The following is a 15687-nucleotide window of genomic DNA, read 5'->3' as shown; positions in this document are numbered from 1 at the left end:
CCCTCTCCCCAACGAGGGAGAGGGCCAGGGAGAGGGGGAGCGCCCGCAGGGCGCCATGGGGAAGCAGGAAGGGCTGACTGGCTAGCCGGCCATGGCCAGCTCGGCATCCAGGTCGATGCCGAAGTCCCGCATCTGGGCGAGCTTGTAGCGCAGGGTCCGGGGGCTGATGCCCAACTGTTCCGCGGCACGGTTGCGGCGGCCCCGCTCACGCTTGAGGGTGTCGATGATAATGCGGAACTCCCGGCGGCGGATTTCATCTCCCAGGGAGCCACCATCGTCCTCCAGTTCCGGCGGTGTTGCGGCGACTGTCTCCACAGGCGTCACGGAGCCCGTGTCGGCCACGTCGGTTCCGGCATGGGCCGGTTGTGACGGTGCCATGGCCGCCGAAGGCCGGGGCGAGCCACCAAGGCCGGTAATGCCCATCTCCAGGCACAGGTCCTCCGCCTGGATCTCCGCGCCCTGGTGCAGTACCAGGGCCCGCTGGATGGCATTATCCAGTTCCCGCACATTGCCAGGCCAGGAATGCTGCCGCAGTGCCTGGCGTGCATCTGCCCCCAGGCTGACGCCGGTGAGCTTCATCTTGCGGCTGTGCTGGCGCAACAGGTGTTCCGCCAGGGGCAGGATATCCCTCGGGCGGTCCCGCAGCGGGTGCCAATGCATGGGCAGCACGCTCAGGCGATAGTACAGGTCCTCCCGGAACTTGCCCTCTCGCACGTACTCCGCCAGGTCACGGTTGGTGGTGGCCAGGACACGGACATCCAGGTTGATGGTGCGGCGTCCGCCGACCCGCTCCACTTCACGTTCCTGCAGCACCCGCAGCAGTTTCGACTGCAGGCCCAGGTCCATCTCCGAAATCTCGTCCAGCAGGATGGTGCCACCATTGGCCTGCTCGAACTTGCCCGGTGACGAGGCATGGGCGCCGGTAAACGCCCCCTTCTCGTGACCGAACAGGATGGCCTCCAGCATGTTCTCCGGAATGGCCGCGCAGTTGATGGCCACGAACGGCTGATCATCACGGCTGGAGTTCTGGTGGATAAACCGCGCCAGCACTTCCTTGCCGGTGCCGCTCTCCCCGGAGATCATCACCGTGGAGTCGCTGGCGGCCACCTTCTTCGCCAACTGGAACAGACGCTTGCTGATGGGATCTTCCGCCACCGGGTCGTCGCTCCGACGGTTACGGCGGGCACCGGCACCGATCACCTTCTCCACCGCGTCCACCAGCACCTGGGGTTCGAACGGCTTGACCAGGTAATCGATGGCACCGGTCTGCATGGCGTTGACGGCATCACTGATCTGACCGTAGGCGGTGATCAGCATCATCGGCAGGCCGGGATAATGCCGCAGCACTTCCGCCAGCAGATCATGGCCGGACATGCCCGGCATGTTGACGTCGCTGACCACCATATCCACCGGCCCGCGGGCCAGTTCTTCCAGGGCCTTTTCACCGGTGGCGGCTTCCCGCACCCGGAAACGGGCCAGCTCAAGGGTGGTGACCAGCGCTTCACGCAGGTCGTGGTCGTCTTCAACGATAAGAATCTGGGGTCGGGCCATGACGTCCTCCGACTATCCTTCCTGTCAGGAATGTGTGGTCTGGTTATTGGGCGCGGTAGTGGTACGGGCCGCCGGCAGCCGGATCGACGCACAGGCGCCTCCCCGGGGCATGGCAGCCAGGCTGAACTGCCCGTTGTGGGCCTTGACCACTGCCTGCACCACGGCCAGCCCAAGGCCGGTGCCGTGGGACTTGGTGGTGTAGAAGGCTTCCATCAGTTCGTTGACCTTGTCCCCGGGAAAGCCCGGGCCATCGTCCACCACGGCAATCTCCAGCTCGTCCCGGGTACCCACCAGGGTCAGGGCCACCTGCTTCGCGCCGGCTTCCAGGCTGTTGTTCACCAGGTTGATGCAGGCCCCCACCAGGGCCTCGCGGTTGCACATCAGGGGGACCTCCGGACCGTCGGCGCTGACCATGACCTGTTGATCATCGGCCAGTTTCAGCCCATCCACCGCTGCCTGCAGACCTTCCGCCACCTGCCCTGAGGACAGTGCCTCCGCAAGACGGGTCTCACCCCGGGCAAAGGTCAGCATGTCCCGCACCTGGGACTCCAGGTGGGTAAGCCGGGACATCAGGCGGTCGGCACAGCGCTGGCGCAATTCCTCGTCCAGGTCCGGCTGGGACAGGTGTCCACCGTAGAGGATCGCCGCCGACAGTGGAGTACGGATCTGGTGGGCCAGGGAGGCGACCATGCGGCCCATGGCCGACAGTCGCTGGGCATGGGCAAGCTGGGCCTGCAGCTGGCGGGTTTCGGTCAGGTCGGTCAGCAGGATCAACTGGCCCGGCTCATTCTCCATGGTCCGGATCTCGATGCTGACGCGACGGCCATCCTTGAGGGACACCTCATGGCCATCGTCCCGCCGGGGGGCAAAGCAGCGCTGGATAACGCTCACCCAGCGTTCGCCTTCCAGCGGCTCCCCCAACAGCGCCACCGCTGCGGGATTGCACTGGGCCACGGCGCCCTGGCTGTCCAGCACAATCACACCGGCGGGCAGTGCGGAAAGCAGCGTCGACAGGCGATCCGCCAGCCGCTCCTTCTCCTCCAGTTCGTGCTGGCGCTGGCGGGTCTCCGCGGTCAGTTCACCGGAAAGCTGGTTCACCCGGGACTCCAGGGTGCGGTAGGAGTCGGTAATCTGCCGTGACATCTGGTTGAACAGGTCCAGAGCCGTATCGACGGCGGCATCCTCATTCTGCGATGGAAACAGCGCGGTTACCTTGTCATTGGCTTCGGCCGCCGCGTTGGTCGCCGAGCCGGACTCCCCGGAACGGGAGGCAGGTATTGCCGTCTGGAACTGTCTCATGCTTCCCCCTGACCATAATGTAATGAATCAGGGGCGAATTAGCAGGAGCCGTGCCAGGTAATATTTCTTCTTTATTTACAATGGGTAAGAAGAGAAAAATAGAATTGGAACCGGATTGAGAGAGGAAGCTGACAAAAAACCGTCAGCCCTCTTCTTCCTCCCGGAGACCGTACTTGCGAACCTTTTCCACCAGCGTGGTCCGTCGGATACGCAACTTCTCCGCAGCCCGGGCGACCACCCCGTTGGTCTCGTCCAGGGCCTGCTGGATCAACTGCTTTTCCAGGTTCGACAGGTAGTCCTTCAGGTCAATGCCGTTGACCGGCAGCAGCGCCGGGGCGTCCAGGCCCACCAGGCCCGGCACGCCCGATGGCATGGTGCTGTCCTCCATGACCGGCGTCTCGTCATAGTCATCCACGTAGCGGAACTTCTTCGGCAGCTCCTGCACACCGATCACGCCAAAGGGATGCATGATGGCGAGGCGCTCCACCAGGTTGGCCAGCTCCCGCACGTTGCCGGGCCAGTCATGGCGACACAGGCTCAGGATGGCGGCGGAGTTGAGTCGAAGGGAGCCCCGCTTTTCCTTTTCCATGCGGGCAATCAGTTCGTTGATCAGTAGCGGAATGTCCTCCGCCCGTTCCCGTAACGCCGGCATCTCGATGGGAAAGACATTGAGCCGGTAGTAGAGGTCCTCCCGGAAATCCCCCTTCTCGATCATGTCCTCAAGGTTCTTGTGGGTGGCGGCAACAATCCGCACATCGGCACTCTGGGTACGGTTGCTGCCCACCTTCTCGAAGGTGCGCTCCTGCAGGACGCGGAGGATCTTCACCTGCATGTTCAGGGGCATGTCGCCGATTTCATCCAGGAACAGGGTGCCCCCTTCCGCCAACTCGAAACGCCCGACCCGGGCAGTGATGGCGCCGGTGAATGCCCCTTTCTCGTGGCCAAACAGCTCGCTCTCCAGCAGTTCCGCCGGTATCGCGCCACAATTGACCGGGACAAAGGGCTTTTCGCGGCGGGGGGAGTGGTAGTGCAGGTTGCGGGCCACCACTTCCTTGCCGGTACCGGACTCGCCGGTGATCAGCACGCTGACGTCCTTGTCCGCCACCTGCGCCATCAGTTCCCGCACGCCCTTGACGCTGCGGGAGGTTCCCACCAGGCTGCGGAACAGCATGATGCCCCTTTGCTGCCCGGGGCCGCGACCACGGCTGCGCAGGTACTGGTCACGGAAAATCTGGGCGCGGTACAGGGAATCCACGAACTTGGTGTAGTTGGGTGGCCACTCAAGGCGCGCAATGACCCGCTCCCGGCAATCGTCGTCCAGGGCCTCCAGGTCCGGATTACCCACCACCAGGATCGGCAGGCCAGGTTCCGCACTGCACACCATGCCGATGTCATCAACAACATCCGCCGGCTCCTCGCTGGCAATAATCGCCACCCCAAGGTCGGCCCGGGCCTGCTCATCATCGGTGGTCAGTAAATCGCGGGAAGGCCCGTCATCCAGGACGGTTTCCTCGCCCACAAATTCAAGAATGGTCTTCAGATCTCTGGCTCGTGACGCGTCCTTGCTCAATACCAGCACAGTATCGGTCATCGACATGCAGATGAAATCTCTTGGTCAGCGCAGCGTTGTGGTTCCGTGCGGGTACACCTGTCGGGGACGGCAGTTTCCGCACGCTCTTCTTCCGGCGCCTGTGAGGCTACGGAGTCTTGATTATTTGTGCGGTATTTAAGACGTTAACGGAGAGAGAGTCAATTTTATGACGCAAAGGACCAGTGCGGATCTGTCACCGCTCCCATCCCGACGGGTACCCGACCTCGCCAAGGAATGCGGATCACCGGTTACGGCTCGACACCCTGGCATAGGCATTGGCCGCCTTGCGGTTCTGGCCCGCCTGCTCCAGCGCATCCCGGGCTTCGTCCCGGGCCTCCCGGGCGGCGGCATCGGCTTCCCGGACAAAGCCGTCCAGTTCGGAGAGCCGCTGCTGGACCGCCTCCAGCGGCAACTGCTCCCGCTCCAGGGCCTTCATCACCGGATCAACGAGATTGCGGACATCACGATTCAGATCCGCCAACCGGTCCCAGTCACTGGCCTGCAATGCCTCCCAGAGGTCGGCAATACGCTGATCAAGGCGCGCCAGCGCCTGATTGGCTTCATCGGACATGACATCTCCCCTTGCTGGTTCTGGAATCCGGTTATATCCGCGAGTATACAGGCCGGCCTCCGCAAAAGTCCTGACCTTTCGACCGTACAATAACACCCGATAACGAAGAAATTCCCTCCACGTTCTGGTAAACTTGGACGTTTATTCCGCATCCAGGTCACACGACAGACACACGAGGGTTGGTACGTCATGTCATCACAGTGGCAGTCCCTGGTATCCCAGAAAATCTACCTGGCCACGCAGTTGGCCCGGTCCGCCCGGAATCAGGCTTCCACCACTGAGCGGGAGGCCTGTATCCAGGGGGCGATCGAACTGTCCCTGCGCGCACGGCAGTTGCTGCTTGCCCTGGTAGCCCGCTATCACCAGGACAAGCACGCCATGCCGAGCTCCCTGGCAGAACTGTCCACGCTGATCGCGGATACACCGGACGCCGAGGTCCTGGGCGAGCTGTCCCGTACCCCCGATAGCTGGTGGCACCACCTGGATCAACTGGAACTGTCCCAGAACCAGCCGCCAAAGCAGCAGAAGAACGTATCGGAGGATAACGTCATCGCGATATCCGCGGCCACCGGCCCGGATCGTTCCGCGGAGGGCTTGCTGGACACCCTGGCAGCCATGAAAACACTTGTTAACGACCTGGGTGAGCGGCACGCCGAGTGGTAACCGCCATCCAAGCCTGAAGTAAGGATTCTATGTCACCTTCATTCTTTGAAATCGTACAACTGAACAACGGCGACTACGCCCTCAAGCGCGTGGATGACGACTCAGCGCCCCTGGTCCGGATATCCTTCTCCCAGGAGGCCCGTGAGTTGATGGAAAACCGGGATATGACCGTTGCCCGCGCCATGATCGACGCCGGCATCCAGGCGGTGGGACAGATCAACGACGCCGTCGAGTGGGAGGATGCCGATCCGGAAGATTTCGAGCCTCACGCCCACCATACCCTTCACTGAATGGCAGGCGCCCGGGGCGCGGTCGGGCCATGCTACATCCTGACGCCCCGAGGCACGCTGCTTCCCCGCAACGCAACGGCTACCGGGTCCGGAGGATGACTCCGTGGCTCTGCCCCTGCGCCGACGCCTGCTCCAGGGCGCCGAAATCATGACTGGACAGGCGGCTGGTCCACATCACCACGGCGTGGCAGGTGCCGGCGCCCAGGGCCCGTTCCGCCAACTCAAAGGCTGAATAGTCACGGGAGGACCTCAGTACCAGCAGCTCACTGGCGACAATGCCGTGCATGGTCTGCCATTTGCTGACCAGCTCCTGAGGTGGATCAATCCATGCCAGCCACCGACGCTCCTGGTTCAGTTGCGTCAGCATTGGCAGCAGCAACTGGAAGTTCTCCACCTGACCCGGCGGCAGGATGACTTCCGTCACATTCGCCCGGGGCGTGCCGGTTGCCGGAGCCTGACCGGACGCCTCGACCCGGGCCGGACCGGAAGAAACCGGTGACCCATCGGCATGCAACCGCCGGGGCCGCACCGCCGCCTGCGGCGCCATCGCGCCGGTTGCAGGCATGGCGGCCATATTCATGCTCAAACCCAACTGTTCCATGAGATCCTCCCGGATTCGCTGCGGCCCCTTGCCCGGGGCCACTGTTTTATTCGTCTGGTGCAGGTTTAATCGTCTAGTGCAGGTCGGAACGGCGAATCACGCCGACCCCGAGCCCTTCAATCACCAATTCCTGCTCACGCAGGTCCACCACAATCGGCTCGAATTCCTCGTTCTCGGCGATGAGCTGCACCTGGGGGCCTTCGCGGCGGAAACGCTTGACCGTCACCTCTTCCCCCACCCGGGCGACCACCACCTGACCGTTGTGGACGTCCTGGGTGCGATGCACCGCCAGCAGGTCACCGTCCAGGATGCCGATATCCTTCATGCTCATCCCCCTGACCCGCAGCAGGTAATCCGCTGACGGATGGAAGAACTCCGGCTGCAGGCTGCAGTAGTCCTCGATGTTCTCCTGGGCGAGGATCGGGTTACCCGCCGCCACCTGGCCGACCACCGGCAGGCCGGGGTCTTCCTCCTCCTCGGGCAGGCGAATGCCACGGCTGGTGCCGGGTACCATCTCGATGGCACCCTTGCGGGCCAGTGCCCGCAGGTGTTCCTCGGCGGCGTTGGCGGAACGGAAACCCAGTTCCAGGGCAATTTCCGCCCGGGTCGGCGGATAGCCGGTCTCATCCACGTAGCGGCGAATGATATCCAGTACCTGGCTCTGTCTTGCAGTCAGTTTCATGGCGCTTTCTCTCCTGTGGCAGTTCCCTGCCCCGGCCTTCCTCCGGCACAATCTCCGGTACCATTTCTGGCACAATGGCAGGACTGGTGTCCGCCGATGCTGGGGTTATATACAGTAACCAAGACTTTATACAGTATTTTATCCAGTGTAAACCCCTGTATGCTCGAAGCCGGCATGTCCTTCACGGCGGAGCGTCTTTCAAAGCAACAGACCACCCCGGCCACCGGGATGGACAGACTAACCACCATCAACCCAAACTGGGGAGCAATGCCCATGGCCAGTCGCTGCAGGATGCCCGACGTGATGACCACTCGGGACGGAAAGACCAGAAGAGTGGGAGTGGAGATCGAAATCTCGGGCCTGGGCTACGAGAAGCTGGTATCCCTGACCGCGGACATCCTGGATGGAACCGCCCGCAACAGCGGCCGGTACGTGAGCAAGGTGGACACGCCGCTGGGGGAATTCACCGTTGAGCTGGACTCCGACCCCATCAAGGACCTGGACCTGCGGGATGAACGGGTGCCGGAGTCCCTGCGGGAGCTTGGCGGCCATGCCATGGAAATGATCGACTACGCCGCCGAACGCCTGGTACCCCTGGAGATCGTCTCGCCGCCGGTGCCCTTTGACCAGCTCGATACCATCGAGGTGCTGTCGGACCGGTTGCGGGAAGCCGGAGCCGTCGGCAGCCGGGAGGCCATCCTCTACGCCTTCGGCCTCCAGCTCAACCCCGAGCTGCCGAACCTGGATGCGGATACCCTGCGCCGCTACCTGCAGACCTTCGCCGCCCTCTACGACTGGCTCAAGGGCCGCCACCAGCTGGATTTCAGCCGCAAGCTCACCAACTATATCGAACCCTGGGCCGGCAGTTATGTGGACCGCCTGATCGCGGAGGACTATTCGCCGGACCTTGAGGGCCTGATGCGTGACTACCTGGAGGACAACCCCACCCGCAACCGGGCCCTGGACCTGCTGCCACTGTTCGCCCACCTGGATGCGGACCTGCTTGCGGAGTACGTGGACGACCCCCGGATCAAGTCCAGGCCAACGCTTCATTATCGGCTGCCGGACTGTGATATCGACAACCCGGCCTGGCACTTCTCCACGGTCTGGAACGACTGGGTGGTGCTGGAGCAGATCGTGTCGCACCCCAAACAGCAGAAGGAACTGAACGACCTGTTCCGTGAGGGCCGGACCCTGTCCTTCAGGAACCTGACCAGCACCTGGCGCAGCCGCTGTCAGCAATGGCTGGAGAACCGGGGCTATGTCTGACCCTCATACCGACGACGACCGGGAGGTGCCGGGGCTGACCATTGGCATCAGTGGCCCCGCCCGCCGGCGCACCTCGGACCGGCTGATCAGCCTGGGGCTGCGGCTTTACGGGGCCCATACCCATTTCATCCGCCCGGGACGCGACATTGACGTGTCCCTGCTGGATGGCATCGTGCTGTCCGGCGGCACCCATATCCACCCCGACCTGTATGGCCAGCAGCCCCAGGTTAAGGCCCGGTACGACCGCAAGCGGGACCGCACTGACCAGATGCTGCTACGGGAAGCAGAACGACTGCATCTGCCGGTACTGGGGATATGTCGTGGCGCACAACTGATCAACGTGTATCGGGGCGGCTCCCTGTGCCAGGACGTGACCCCGCTAAGGGTTCATACCCGCCATCGACCACTGCTGCTACCCTTGCAAAGGATTCGCGTGGTGGAACCAACCCGGCTTGGCAGGATCATAAGGTCGCGAAGTATCGGCGCCAACCGCATCCACAGCCAGGCCATCCAGTGGCTTGGCCGTGGGCTCAGGGTCAGCGCCCTGGACGACGACCTGTTTGTCCAGGCGTTTGAGAACACCCACGGGCAATGGCTGATGGGGGTGCAATGGCACCCGGAATACCTGCTCTACCACGGCCCCCATCGGCGCATTTTTTCGGACTTCGTGCATACCGCCGAGCAACTCAAACTTGCCCGCCTGGTCCGGGAAGACTTGCCCGAACCGACGGACTGATTGTCGACATCATTAAGGAGAAACCGATGACCCGCAGTATCACCCGCCTGATTGGCACCCCAGCCCTGGCCGCCCTCCTGGTCCTGCCGGTGGCACCCGCCCTGGCCGCCCCCGCCGAGGTCAGCCTGACCGGCGAGGGAAAGGTAAGGTACATACCCGACAGCGCCCGTCTAAGTTTCACCGTCACCGCGGAGCACGAGGATTCCGACAAGGCTATCAGCGAGGTGCGGGCCGTGATGGAACGCTGGCGTGAGAGCATTACCGATATCCGCGACCAGTTGGTGGACTACAGCGACGCCTCGGCCCACCTCTACCAGCGGCAGCACCATCCCCGCAATGGCGAATCGGAGGAACCGAAGACCATCGCCGTCGCCAGTCAGACCGTGAGCTTTGAGGTCCATGACCTGACCCTGCTGAACCCGGTGCTTACCAGGGCTCAGGACCTGGGTATGAACTACAACCTGGGCCAGCACCAGTTCTTCCATTCCGACGAGGAGCAGCTCCAGCAGGATGCACTGGCCAAGGCCATCAGCAACGCCCGGGACCGCTGCCAGTTTGCGGCGGAACAGCTCGGCATGGACTGTGGGGAGGTCAAGTCCCTGAACCTGCAATCGTCCGGTGGCGGCCCCATCATGATGCGCATGCAGGAGGCCTCGGCAACGGCGGATACGGTCAGCGAAGTCGGGCCCCGGGACATCAATGCCACGGTCCAGGCCACCTTCACCATGGAATGAGCCGGGCTCAGAAGTCCCGGTTGTAGAAGATGTCCAGTGAGGCCGCCAGTCCGCTGGCGGCCTCGATGTAGAAATAGCGCCCGAGGTCATAGCGCAGAGCCACGGTCGTCACCGGCTCGAACAGCCCCACCCCGTAGCGGATACTCAGGTCCTCGGTCAGGTAGCCGCTGGCCACCACCGCCGAATCCTCGCCTGACCCCTCCGCCTCCAGGGTCAGGTCCTTGATGCCGAACGCCTCACCGAGACCCCGGGTGATTCCGCTGGCACGGTTCAGGCCCAGGGCCAGCGCCATGCGGCTGACCTGGTTCTGGTCTCCCTGGCTCTGCAGGGGGCGCCCCAGGATCAGGTACGACAGGGCCTCGTTCTGGGACATGGCCGGTTCCGAGAACACCTCGGTCTCCGGCTCCCGGGCCGGGCCGGACAGGCGGATGCCGGCCACCACATCGTCCACCTCGCGAATGGCTTCAATATCCAGGTAGGGCTCGCTCACCGGCCCCAGGAACACCAGGCGCGCCCGTCGTATCTCCAGCTCCTGGCCGAAGGCCTCGTACTGCCCATCCACCAGTTGCAGGGAACCCCGGGTGTCCATGTCGTTGCCGATATTCAGTTCCCCCTCCAGGTCCCCGGTCACACCGAAGCCCTCGAAGCTGACCTTTTCCTCCCCCACAACCACGGTCACGTCCATATTCAGCGACAGACCGCCTTCGGATTCCGCTTCATCGCCGACGATCACTTCATCATCGGATACCGCGACCGCCTGCTCGGGCAACTCCCGGACCTCGATACGCCCCCTGGGGATGGCAATCCGGCCGGCAACACTCAGTCCGCCGTCAGCCATTCGGATCTCCAGGTCCGGGGAGACCTCCAGGTCCGCGTAGGGTTCGTAGTGCAGGGGCAACCTCTCGCCGTTCAGGGTCACGGTGAACCGGGGCTCGCCGGACCAGTCCACGCTGCCACCAATCTCGCCCCGCCCGGTGCCATTGCTCTGCCAGCTTCCCTCCAGGTCCGCCTGACTGCCGTTGAAGTTGGCCTGGAGGTTCAGGTCCTCCACCGGGATGGGCACCTTCTCATCGATCAGCCGCCCCCCGGTGAGGGACACCTGCCCATATACCTGGGGAGCCATCAGCGGCCCTTCCAGACGACCGGAGCCGGCGATCTGGCCGCCGATGTCCTCCAGGTCAACGAAGGCCCCCAGCATCTCCAGGTCAACCCCCTCAAGGTCATAGGAGCCGGTGGCCGGCAGGTCCTCCGCGGTGGGGTCCACCGACAGGTCCACCGACAGCCTGCCCACATCCTGGCCATCGAACCGCAGTGTCACCCTGGCCACCCGGGGCTCCATATCCAGCGTCACGTCCAGGGTCTGGTAGTCCAGGGTTTCCTGGTCCTCCCCCAGGGTCACCACCACGTCGCCGGGGCCCGCTCCCAACTGGACGGTGCCACGGGGGCCATCCTCCGCCAGTTCAACATCCAGGGAACCGTTGATCATGGCGTTCCAGCTCACCGTTTCCGGCAGCAGTGGCGCCAGGGTGGCGGTGGGAAAATCATTGATCTCCAGTGCCAGCGCGGTATCCGGAAACAGCGTCTGCTCGCCGGCGCAGAGTGTGCTGTCCTGCCATCGCCAGCAGTGGGCCCCCAGGGTCAGTGTCTGGTCGACAAAGTCGATGGTGGCCGGCTCCTCCAGCCGCCAGGTCTGATCCGGCCCGGTCAGGTCCACCTCGCCGCTGGCAAGCTGCCCCCGCCACTGGCCACCGTCCGCGGACTGCCAGGCACCGGACAGGGCGGCCTCCACCACCGCCTCCGGATGCTGTACCGACAGCGCCAGGCGGTGATCATCCAGGGTGCCCTGCAGGTCGGCCTCGGCCTGTTCCACGGTCTGTCCACCCGACTGCAGGGAGGATAACGTCAAGCCCGCTTCCAGTGACTGTGACTCATCAAGCCGGGCCTGCAGGTCCAGGCTCCCGATACTGACCTGGTCCTGCCAGGCCAGTCCGCTGGCAGAGAGATCCAGGTTGCCCCGGGGCAGCCGGATGGGCCCCGACAGGGAGACGGTTCCGTTCAGGGTGCCGGACAGGCCAGGCACAATCAGGCCCGGCTCCGGCAGCTCCAGGGCGCCCTCCACGGACAGCTCCCCCGACGGCCCCAGCGGGTCCTGTAGCTGCCCCGAGGCGGTGACACGGTTCTCGCCGATGCTCGCCAGCACCTCGGGAATCCGCCACTGCCCGGCGGAGGCCTCCACCTGTCCCTGACTGGCCAGTGGTGCCTCCTGCCATTGCCCGTCCAGGTCCCAGTTGGCGGTGAAATCCGGCCGGCCTTCCGCATCCAGTTGACCCCGGGAATCCACGGAACCACTGATGCTTGCGGTGGCCTGAGGCACCCAGAACCCCGGGTTGAAATCCTGCAGGGTCAGGTCCGCCTGCCAGTCCAGGCGATCAGCGAAGCCCACCTCGGCCTCGCCCTGCAGACTTCCCGCACCGGTCGTCATCATCAGTTCGGTCAGTTTCACGGATTGCAGGTCACCGTCGATCCGGGTGTCCAGGGTGCTGTCTCCCATGGGGCCGGTCGCCTTCAGGTTCAGGGTGGCCTGATACTGCTCTTCGGCATACCCGGCACTGGCCTCCAGGGACTGGATGGTGACTGGCGGTGGCTGCACGTCGGGCAACAGCGAATACCAGGGGAAGGCCCCCATGGCCACCCGGGCCTCCGCCGTCAGTTGATCCTCCCAGGACACCTGCCCGTCCACCGACAGCTCGGCCTGGCCTTCCCCGGTCACCGAGGGGCCGCTCAGGGTCAGTTGCAACTGATCCGCCTCCGACTGGGTCACCCGGCCGGAGATATCGAGACCGATATCCCCCTGCTGGCCCGGCAGGTTGGCCCGGGTTTTGAGCCGATAGCCGTTCTCCAGGTTGCCCCGGGCGGTCAGGGTCCAGTCCTCAAGCGTGAGGGTTTCCGGCAGGGTTTCCAGGGCATGGAAGCGGTCCGACCGGAACTCCAGGGAGGCCGGCAGCGACGGGTCGAGGGGAGACAGTTCGCCGTCCAGGCGGCCATCCAGGTAGCCGGACGAAACCAGGCTGGTGCGCAGGTCCCGCACACTGCCCCGGAACTCGCCGCTTACCCGCCACTGGTCTCCGGAGGGTGGCGGCAACTGCAGGTCCAGGTTCACCGCCAGCGGCCAGTCACCGCGGGTTTCAATACGACCATCCAGCGCCGCCGAGAGGTCGTCCCGCACCAGGGTGAGTTCCCGGATGTGGAAGTCGGAACCGCCACCCTCGGCACCCAGGGTCAGTCGATCCCAGACCAGGGTGTCGTTCAGGTGGAAGGGGCCCAGCTCAACGGAGCCGACATCGAGGTTCACCGGCAGGGCGATGTCCGGCAGTTCGATCAGGCCGCCCTCCTCCTGGGGCTCTTCCGCCCCGGTATCGGACAGGGTGACGTCCAGGGCATCCGCCTCCAGGCGCTCCAGGCAGACCCGTTGGCGCAACAGGCAGGCCGGCCGCCAGCGGATCAGTGGTGATTCGGCCTCCACACTCACACCGTAGCCCTGCCAGGTGAGTTGGCCGGCCTGCCACTCCCCCAGGATGGAACCACGGGCGTCTGTGGTTTCCAGCCCGGGAATCCGCTCCAGTACCCAGGCGGTGCCAGGGTCGGAACGCAAGGCAGCCAGGATCGCCCCGATCAGCACTACCACCAGCAGCAGGATCACCAGCAGGGTGATCAGCAGCCACTTGAGCCCGGTTTTCAGCGCTGATGTCACCCTGCTCATAGCTCCGGCCCCATGGAAAAGTGCAGTCGCCAGCCACCGCCGAATTCCTCATCCAGCCCCTTGGCGATGTCCAGCCGCAGGGGGCCCACCGGACTGATCCAGCGCACCCCGACACCAACACCGGTGGCCAGCGGATCCGCCAGGTTGTCGATAGCGTTACCCCTGTCCACAAAGGTGGCAATCCGCCAGTTGTCCGCCACTTCGTACTGGTACTCCACACTGCCCACCAGTTTGTAGCGCCCACCAACGCCGGCGCCGTCCGAATCCTCCGGTGTCAGGGTCTCGTAGCCGTACCCACGGACACTCTGGTCGCCACCGGTAAAGAAACGCAGGGACGGCGGTATGGCGGAGTAATCATTGGTGGCAACGGCGCCAACGTCAACCCGGCCCAGGAAACGATGGTTATCGGCCAGGGTGATCAGCCCCTTGGCCTGGGTGGTGACCTGCAGGACATCAACGGTTGAAAAGAATTCCCTCAGTCCGCCGGTGACGTCGAGCCCCAGCCGGTACCCCCGGGAAGGATCAATCGGTGAGTCGGATTCCAGCTTCGAGAAAGACACACCCGGCAGCAGCAGCCGCGTGGTGCCGGACTCGGAATCGCCGATGTTGAAACGCTCCCGCTCCCAACGCAGCGAAAGCACCCGCGTCCAGTCGTTGTCCATTTCATGTTTCCACTGGGTGCCCACACTGAACCGCTCGGATTCGACGTCCTCGATATCCTCTCGCTGATAGCCCACCCCGAAACGCAACGAATCCGTCATCGGCGGATCCAGTGGGATCTCATACCAGCCGGTGAGGTTCTGCCGCGGCGCCGACAGTTCCGTGTCCGCGCCCCGCCGGTGGCCCTCGGCATTGATCCAGTGCTCTTCCCAGTTGCCCCGGAAACGGGGGCCCACGTCCGTCGAGTAGCCGACACCGACCCCGACGGAACGGGGTTCCCGCTCACTCACTTTGGCGGACACCGGAATCACGCGGTCAACCGCCTCGTTGGGGGGCGCCGTCACCAGGGACTGGGAGAAATAACCGCTGTTGGACAGATTGGAACTCAACTCGGCCACCTTGTCGGCGTGGTACGGGATGCCGGGTTCGAACTCGACAAACCGCCGCAGGAACGAGGGTTCGAATACGTGGTCCTCGTTGAAGGTGACTTCCCCCAGTCGATAACGCTCACCACTGGCAAACCGCAGCCGAATCTCCGCCTCCCGGGTTTGCGGGTTCACCGCCAGCCTGCGCTCCTCAAACTTGCCGTCGAAGTATCCCAGACGGGAAGCACGGCTGCTGATGGCCTGGCGGAGCGATTCATACTGGCCGTGATTCAGCACATCCCCTACTGCGGGCCGCTGGGGAAAGGGGGCGCTGAATTCGGGATCGTCGCTGGCCGGACCGGTAATCGTTACCTCCCGGGAGACCACCCGCACCGGTTCACCAGGGGTGACGGTCATCACCAGCATCGGTGGATCGCCCTCCTGAATTTCACGGGCAATGGCGGGGTTGTAATAGCCGAGGGCACGCAGAGCCTGCTGGATACGCTCTTCCACGGTGTCCCCATAACGGCGGAGGGAGGACCGGTCATGGCCCTCCACCTCGCCGACAAACGCCCGGGCATTCTGCAGCAGGTCCGGGTAATCGCCCTCCATACGAATATCCACCTGGTTGGCGGAACCGACCACCGGCACCAGGGCCAGGGCTACCCGAAAAAGTAACTTGAGGAGGACACTCAAGCTCCGGTATCTTCCTGATAATTGTTTGATTAGCAAATTCCACTCCGGTCGCCGACGGCCTGTGGTGTTGAATGGGCCGGTATGGGGACAATGTCGGCTGCGTGACAGGTTCGTCGTGAACGTCCAAATACGCTAGTCTGTTACGGAGCGTCTGACAACAGCACCCAAGGGCTACAACCCGCTGATGTCAGTCGCTTTCTGAGTATACCTGCACACTAC

13 protein-coding genes are annotated in these 15687 nt (G+C 63.9%); 5 read left to right on the top strand and 8 right to left on the bottom strand.

Annotation, left to right across the window (positions count from 1 at the left end; translation table 11 throughout):
• Positions 1-81: 81 nt before the first annotated feature.
• From RO069_RS12070 to RO069_RS12055, 4 genes are all read right to left on the bottom strand, one after another.
• Positions 82-1551 (bottom strand): sigma-54-dependent transcriptional regulator, encoded by a 1470-nt coding sequence (locus RO069_RS12070; RefSeq protein ID WP_328187783.1) that lies wholly within the window; start codon positions 1549-1551, stop codon positions 82-84.
• Between the two features lie 24 nt (positions 1552-1575).
• A complete protein-coding gene (locus RO069_RS12065) occupies positions 1576-2850 on the bottom strand; it encodes a sensor histidine kinase (protein ID WP_328187782.1) in 1275 nt (424 codons plus the stop codon).
• Between the two features lie 142 nt (positions 2851-2992).
• Positions 2993-4447: a sigma-54 dependent transcriptional regulator gene (locus RO069_RS12060; RefSeq protein WP_328187781.1), complete on the bottom strand. Its 1455-nt coding sequence runs from the start codon at positions 4445-4447 to the stop codon at positions 2993-2995.
• 235 nt (positions 4448-4682) lie between these two features.
• The gene (locus RO069_RS12055) at positions 4683-5012 is read right to left on the bottom strand and encodes an SOS cell division inhibitor (protein WP_328187779.1); all 330 of its coding nucleotides are present in this window, start codon (positions 5010-5012) and stop codon (positions 4683-4685) included.
• A gap of 189 nt (positions 5013-5201) precedes the next feature.
• Here RO069_RS12055 and RO069_RS12050 point away from each other — a divergent pair, with 189 nt between their 5' ends.
• Together RO069_RS12050 and RO069_RS12045 are read left to right on the top strand one after the other, a co-directional pair.
• Positions 5202-5675, top strand: coding sequence for a DUF6586 family protein (locus RO069_RS12050; RefSeq protein ID WP_328187778.1), 474 nt, complete (start codon positions 5202-5204; stop codon positions 5673-5675).
• Positions 5676-5704: 29 nt separating this feature from the next.
• A complete protein-coding gene (locus RO069_RS12045) occupies positions 5705-5965 on the top strand; it encodes a hypothetical protein (protein WP_328187776.1) in 261 nt (86 codons plus the stop codon).
• 79 nt (positions 5966-6044) lie between these two features.
• Here the strand turns inward: RO069_RS12045 and RO069_RS12040 are convergent, their stop codons facing one another.
• Both RO069_RS12040 and lexA read right to left on the bottom strand, forming a co-directional pair.
• Entirely contained in the window at positions 6045-6566 is a 522-nt protein-coding gene (locus RO069_RS12040) for a cell division inhibitor SulA (protein WP_328187774.1), read from the bottom strand.
• Between the two features lie 73 nt (positions 6567-6639).
• Positions 6640-7248 (bottom strand): transcriptional repressor LexA, encoded by a 609-nt coding sequence (lexA, locus tag RO069_RS12035; protein ID WP_328187773.1) that lies wholly within the window; start codon positions 7246-7248, stop codon positions 6640-6642.
• A gap of 267 nt (positions 7249-7515) precedes the next feature.
• On the opposite strand from lexA, the gene RO069_RS12030 reads away from it, so the two are divergent.
• From RO069_RS12030 to RO069_RS12020, 3 genes are read left to right on the top strand one after another with little or no spacing between them, the layout of a single operon-like run.
• The gene (locus RO069_RS12030; protein WP_328187789.1) at positions 7516-8517 is read left to right on the top strand and encodes an amidoligase family protein; all 1002 of its coding nucleotides are present in this window, start codon (positions 7516-7518) and stop codon (positions 8515-8517) included.
• Positions 8510-9253: a gamma-glutamyl-gamma-aminobutyrate hydrolase family protein gene (locus tag RO069_RS12025; protein WP_328187772.1), complete on the top strand. Its 744-nt coding sequence runs from the start codon at positions 8510-8512 to the stop codon at positions 9251-9253. Before RO069_RS12030 ends, RO069_RS12025 begins: the two co-directional genes overlap by 8 nt.
• A 26-nt stretch (positions 9254-9279) precedes the next feature.
• On the top strand, positions 9280-9987 hold the full coding sequence (locus tag RO069_RS12020; RefSeq protein WP_328187771.1) for an SIMPL domain-containing protein: 708 nt from the start codon (positions 9280-9282) through the stop codon (positions 9985-9987).
• A 7-nt stretch (positions 9988-9994) separates the two neighbouring features.
• Here RO069_RS12020 and RO069_RS12015 read toward each other — a convergent pair whose 3' ends face one another.
• On the bottom strand, positions 9995-13747 hold the full coding sequence (locus RO069_RS12015) for a translocation/assembly module TamB domain-containing protein (protein ID WP_328187770.1): 3753 nt from the start codon (positions 13745-13747) through the stop codon (positions 9995-9997).
• Positions 13744-15468, bottom strand: coding sequence for an autotransporter assembly complex protein TamA (locus tag RO069_RS12010; RefSeq protein WP_328187769.1), 1725 nt, complete (start codon positions 15466-15468; stop codon positions 13744-13746). Before RO069_RS12010 ends, RO069_RS12015 begins: the two co-directional genes overlap by 4 nt.
• Positions 15469-15687: the final 219 nt, after the last annotated feature.

The organism is Marinobacter sp. OP 3.4 (assembly GCF_036224885.1).
Taxonomy (GTDB): domain Bacteria; phylum Pseudomonadota; class Gammaproteobacteria; order Pseudomonadales; family Oleiphilaceae; genus Marinobacter.
This window is presented reverse-complemented; position numbering and strand designations above follow the sequence as displayed.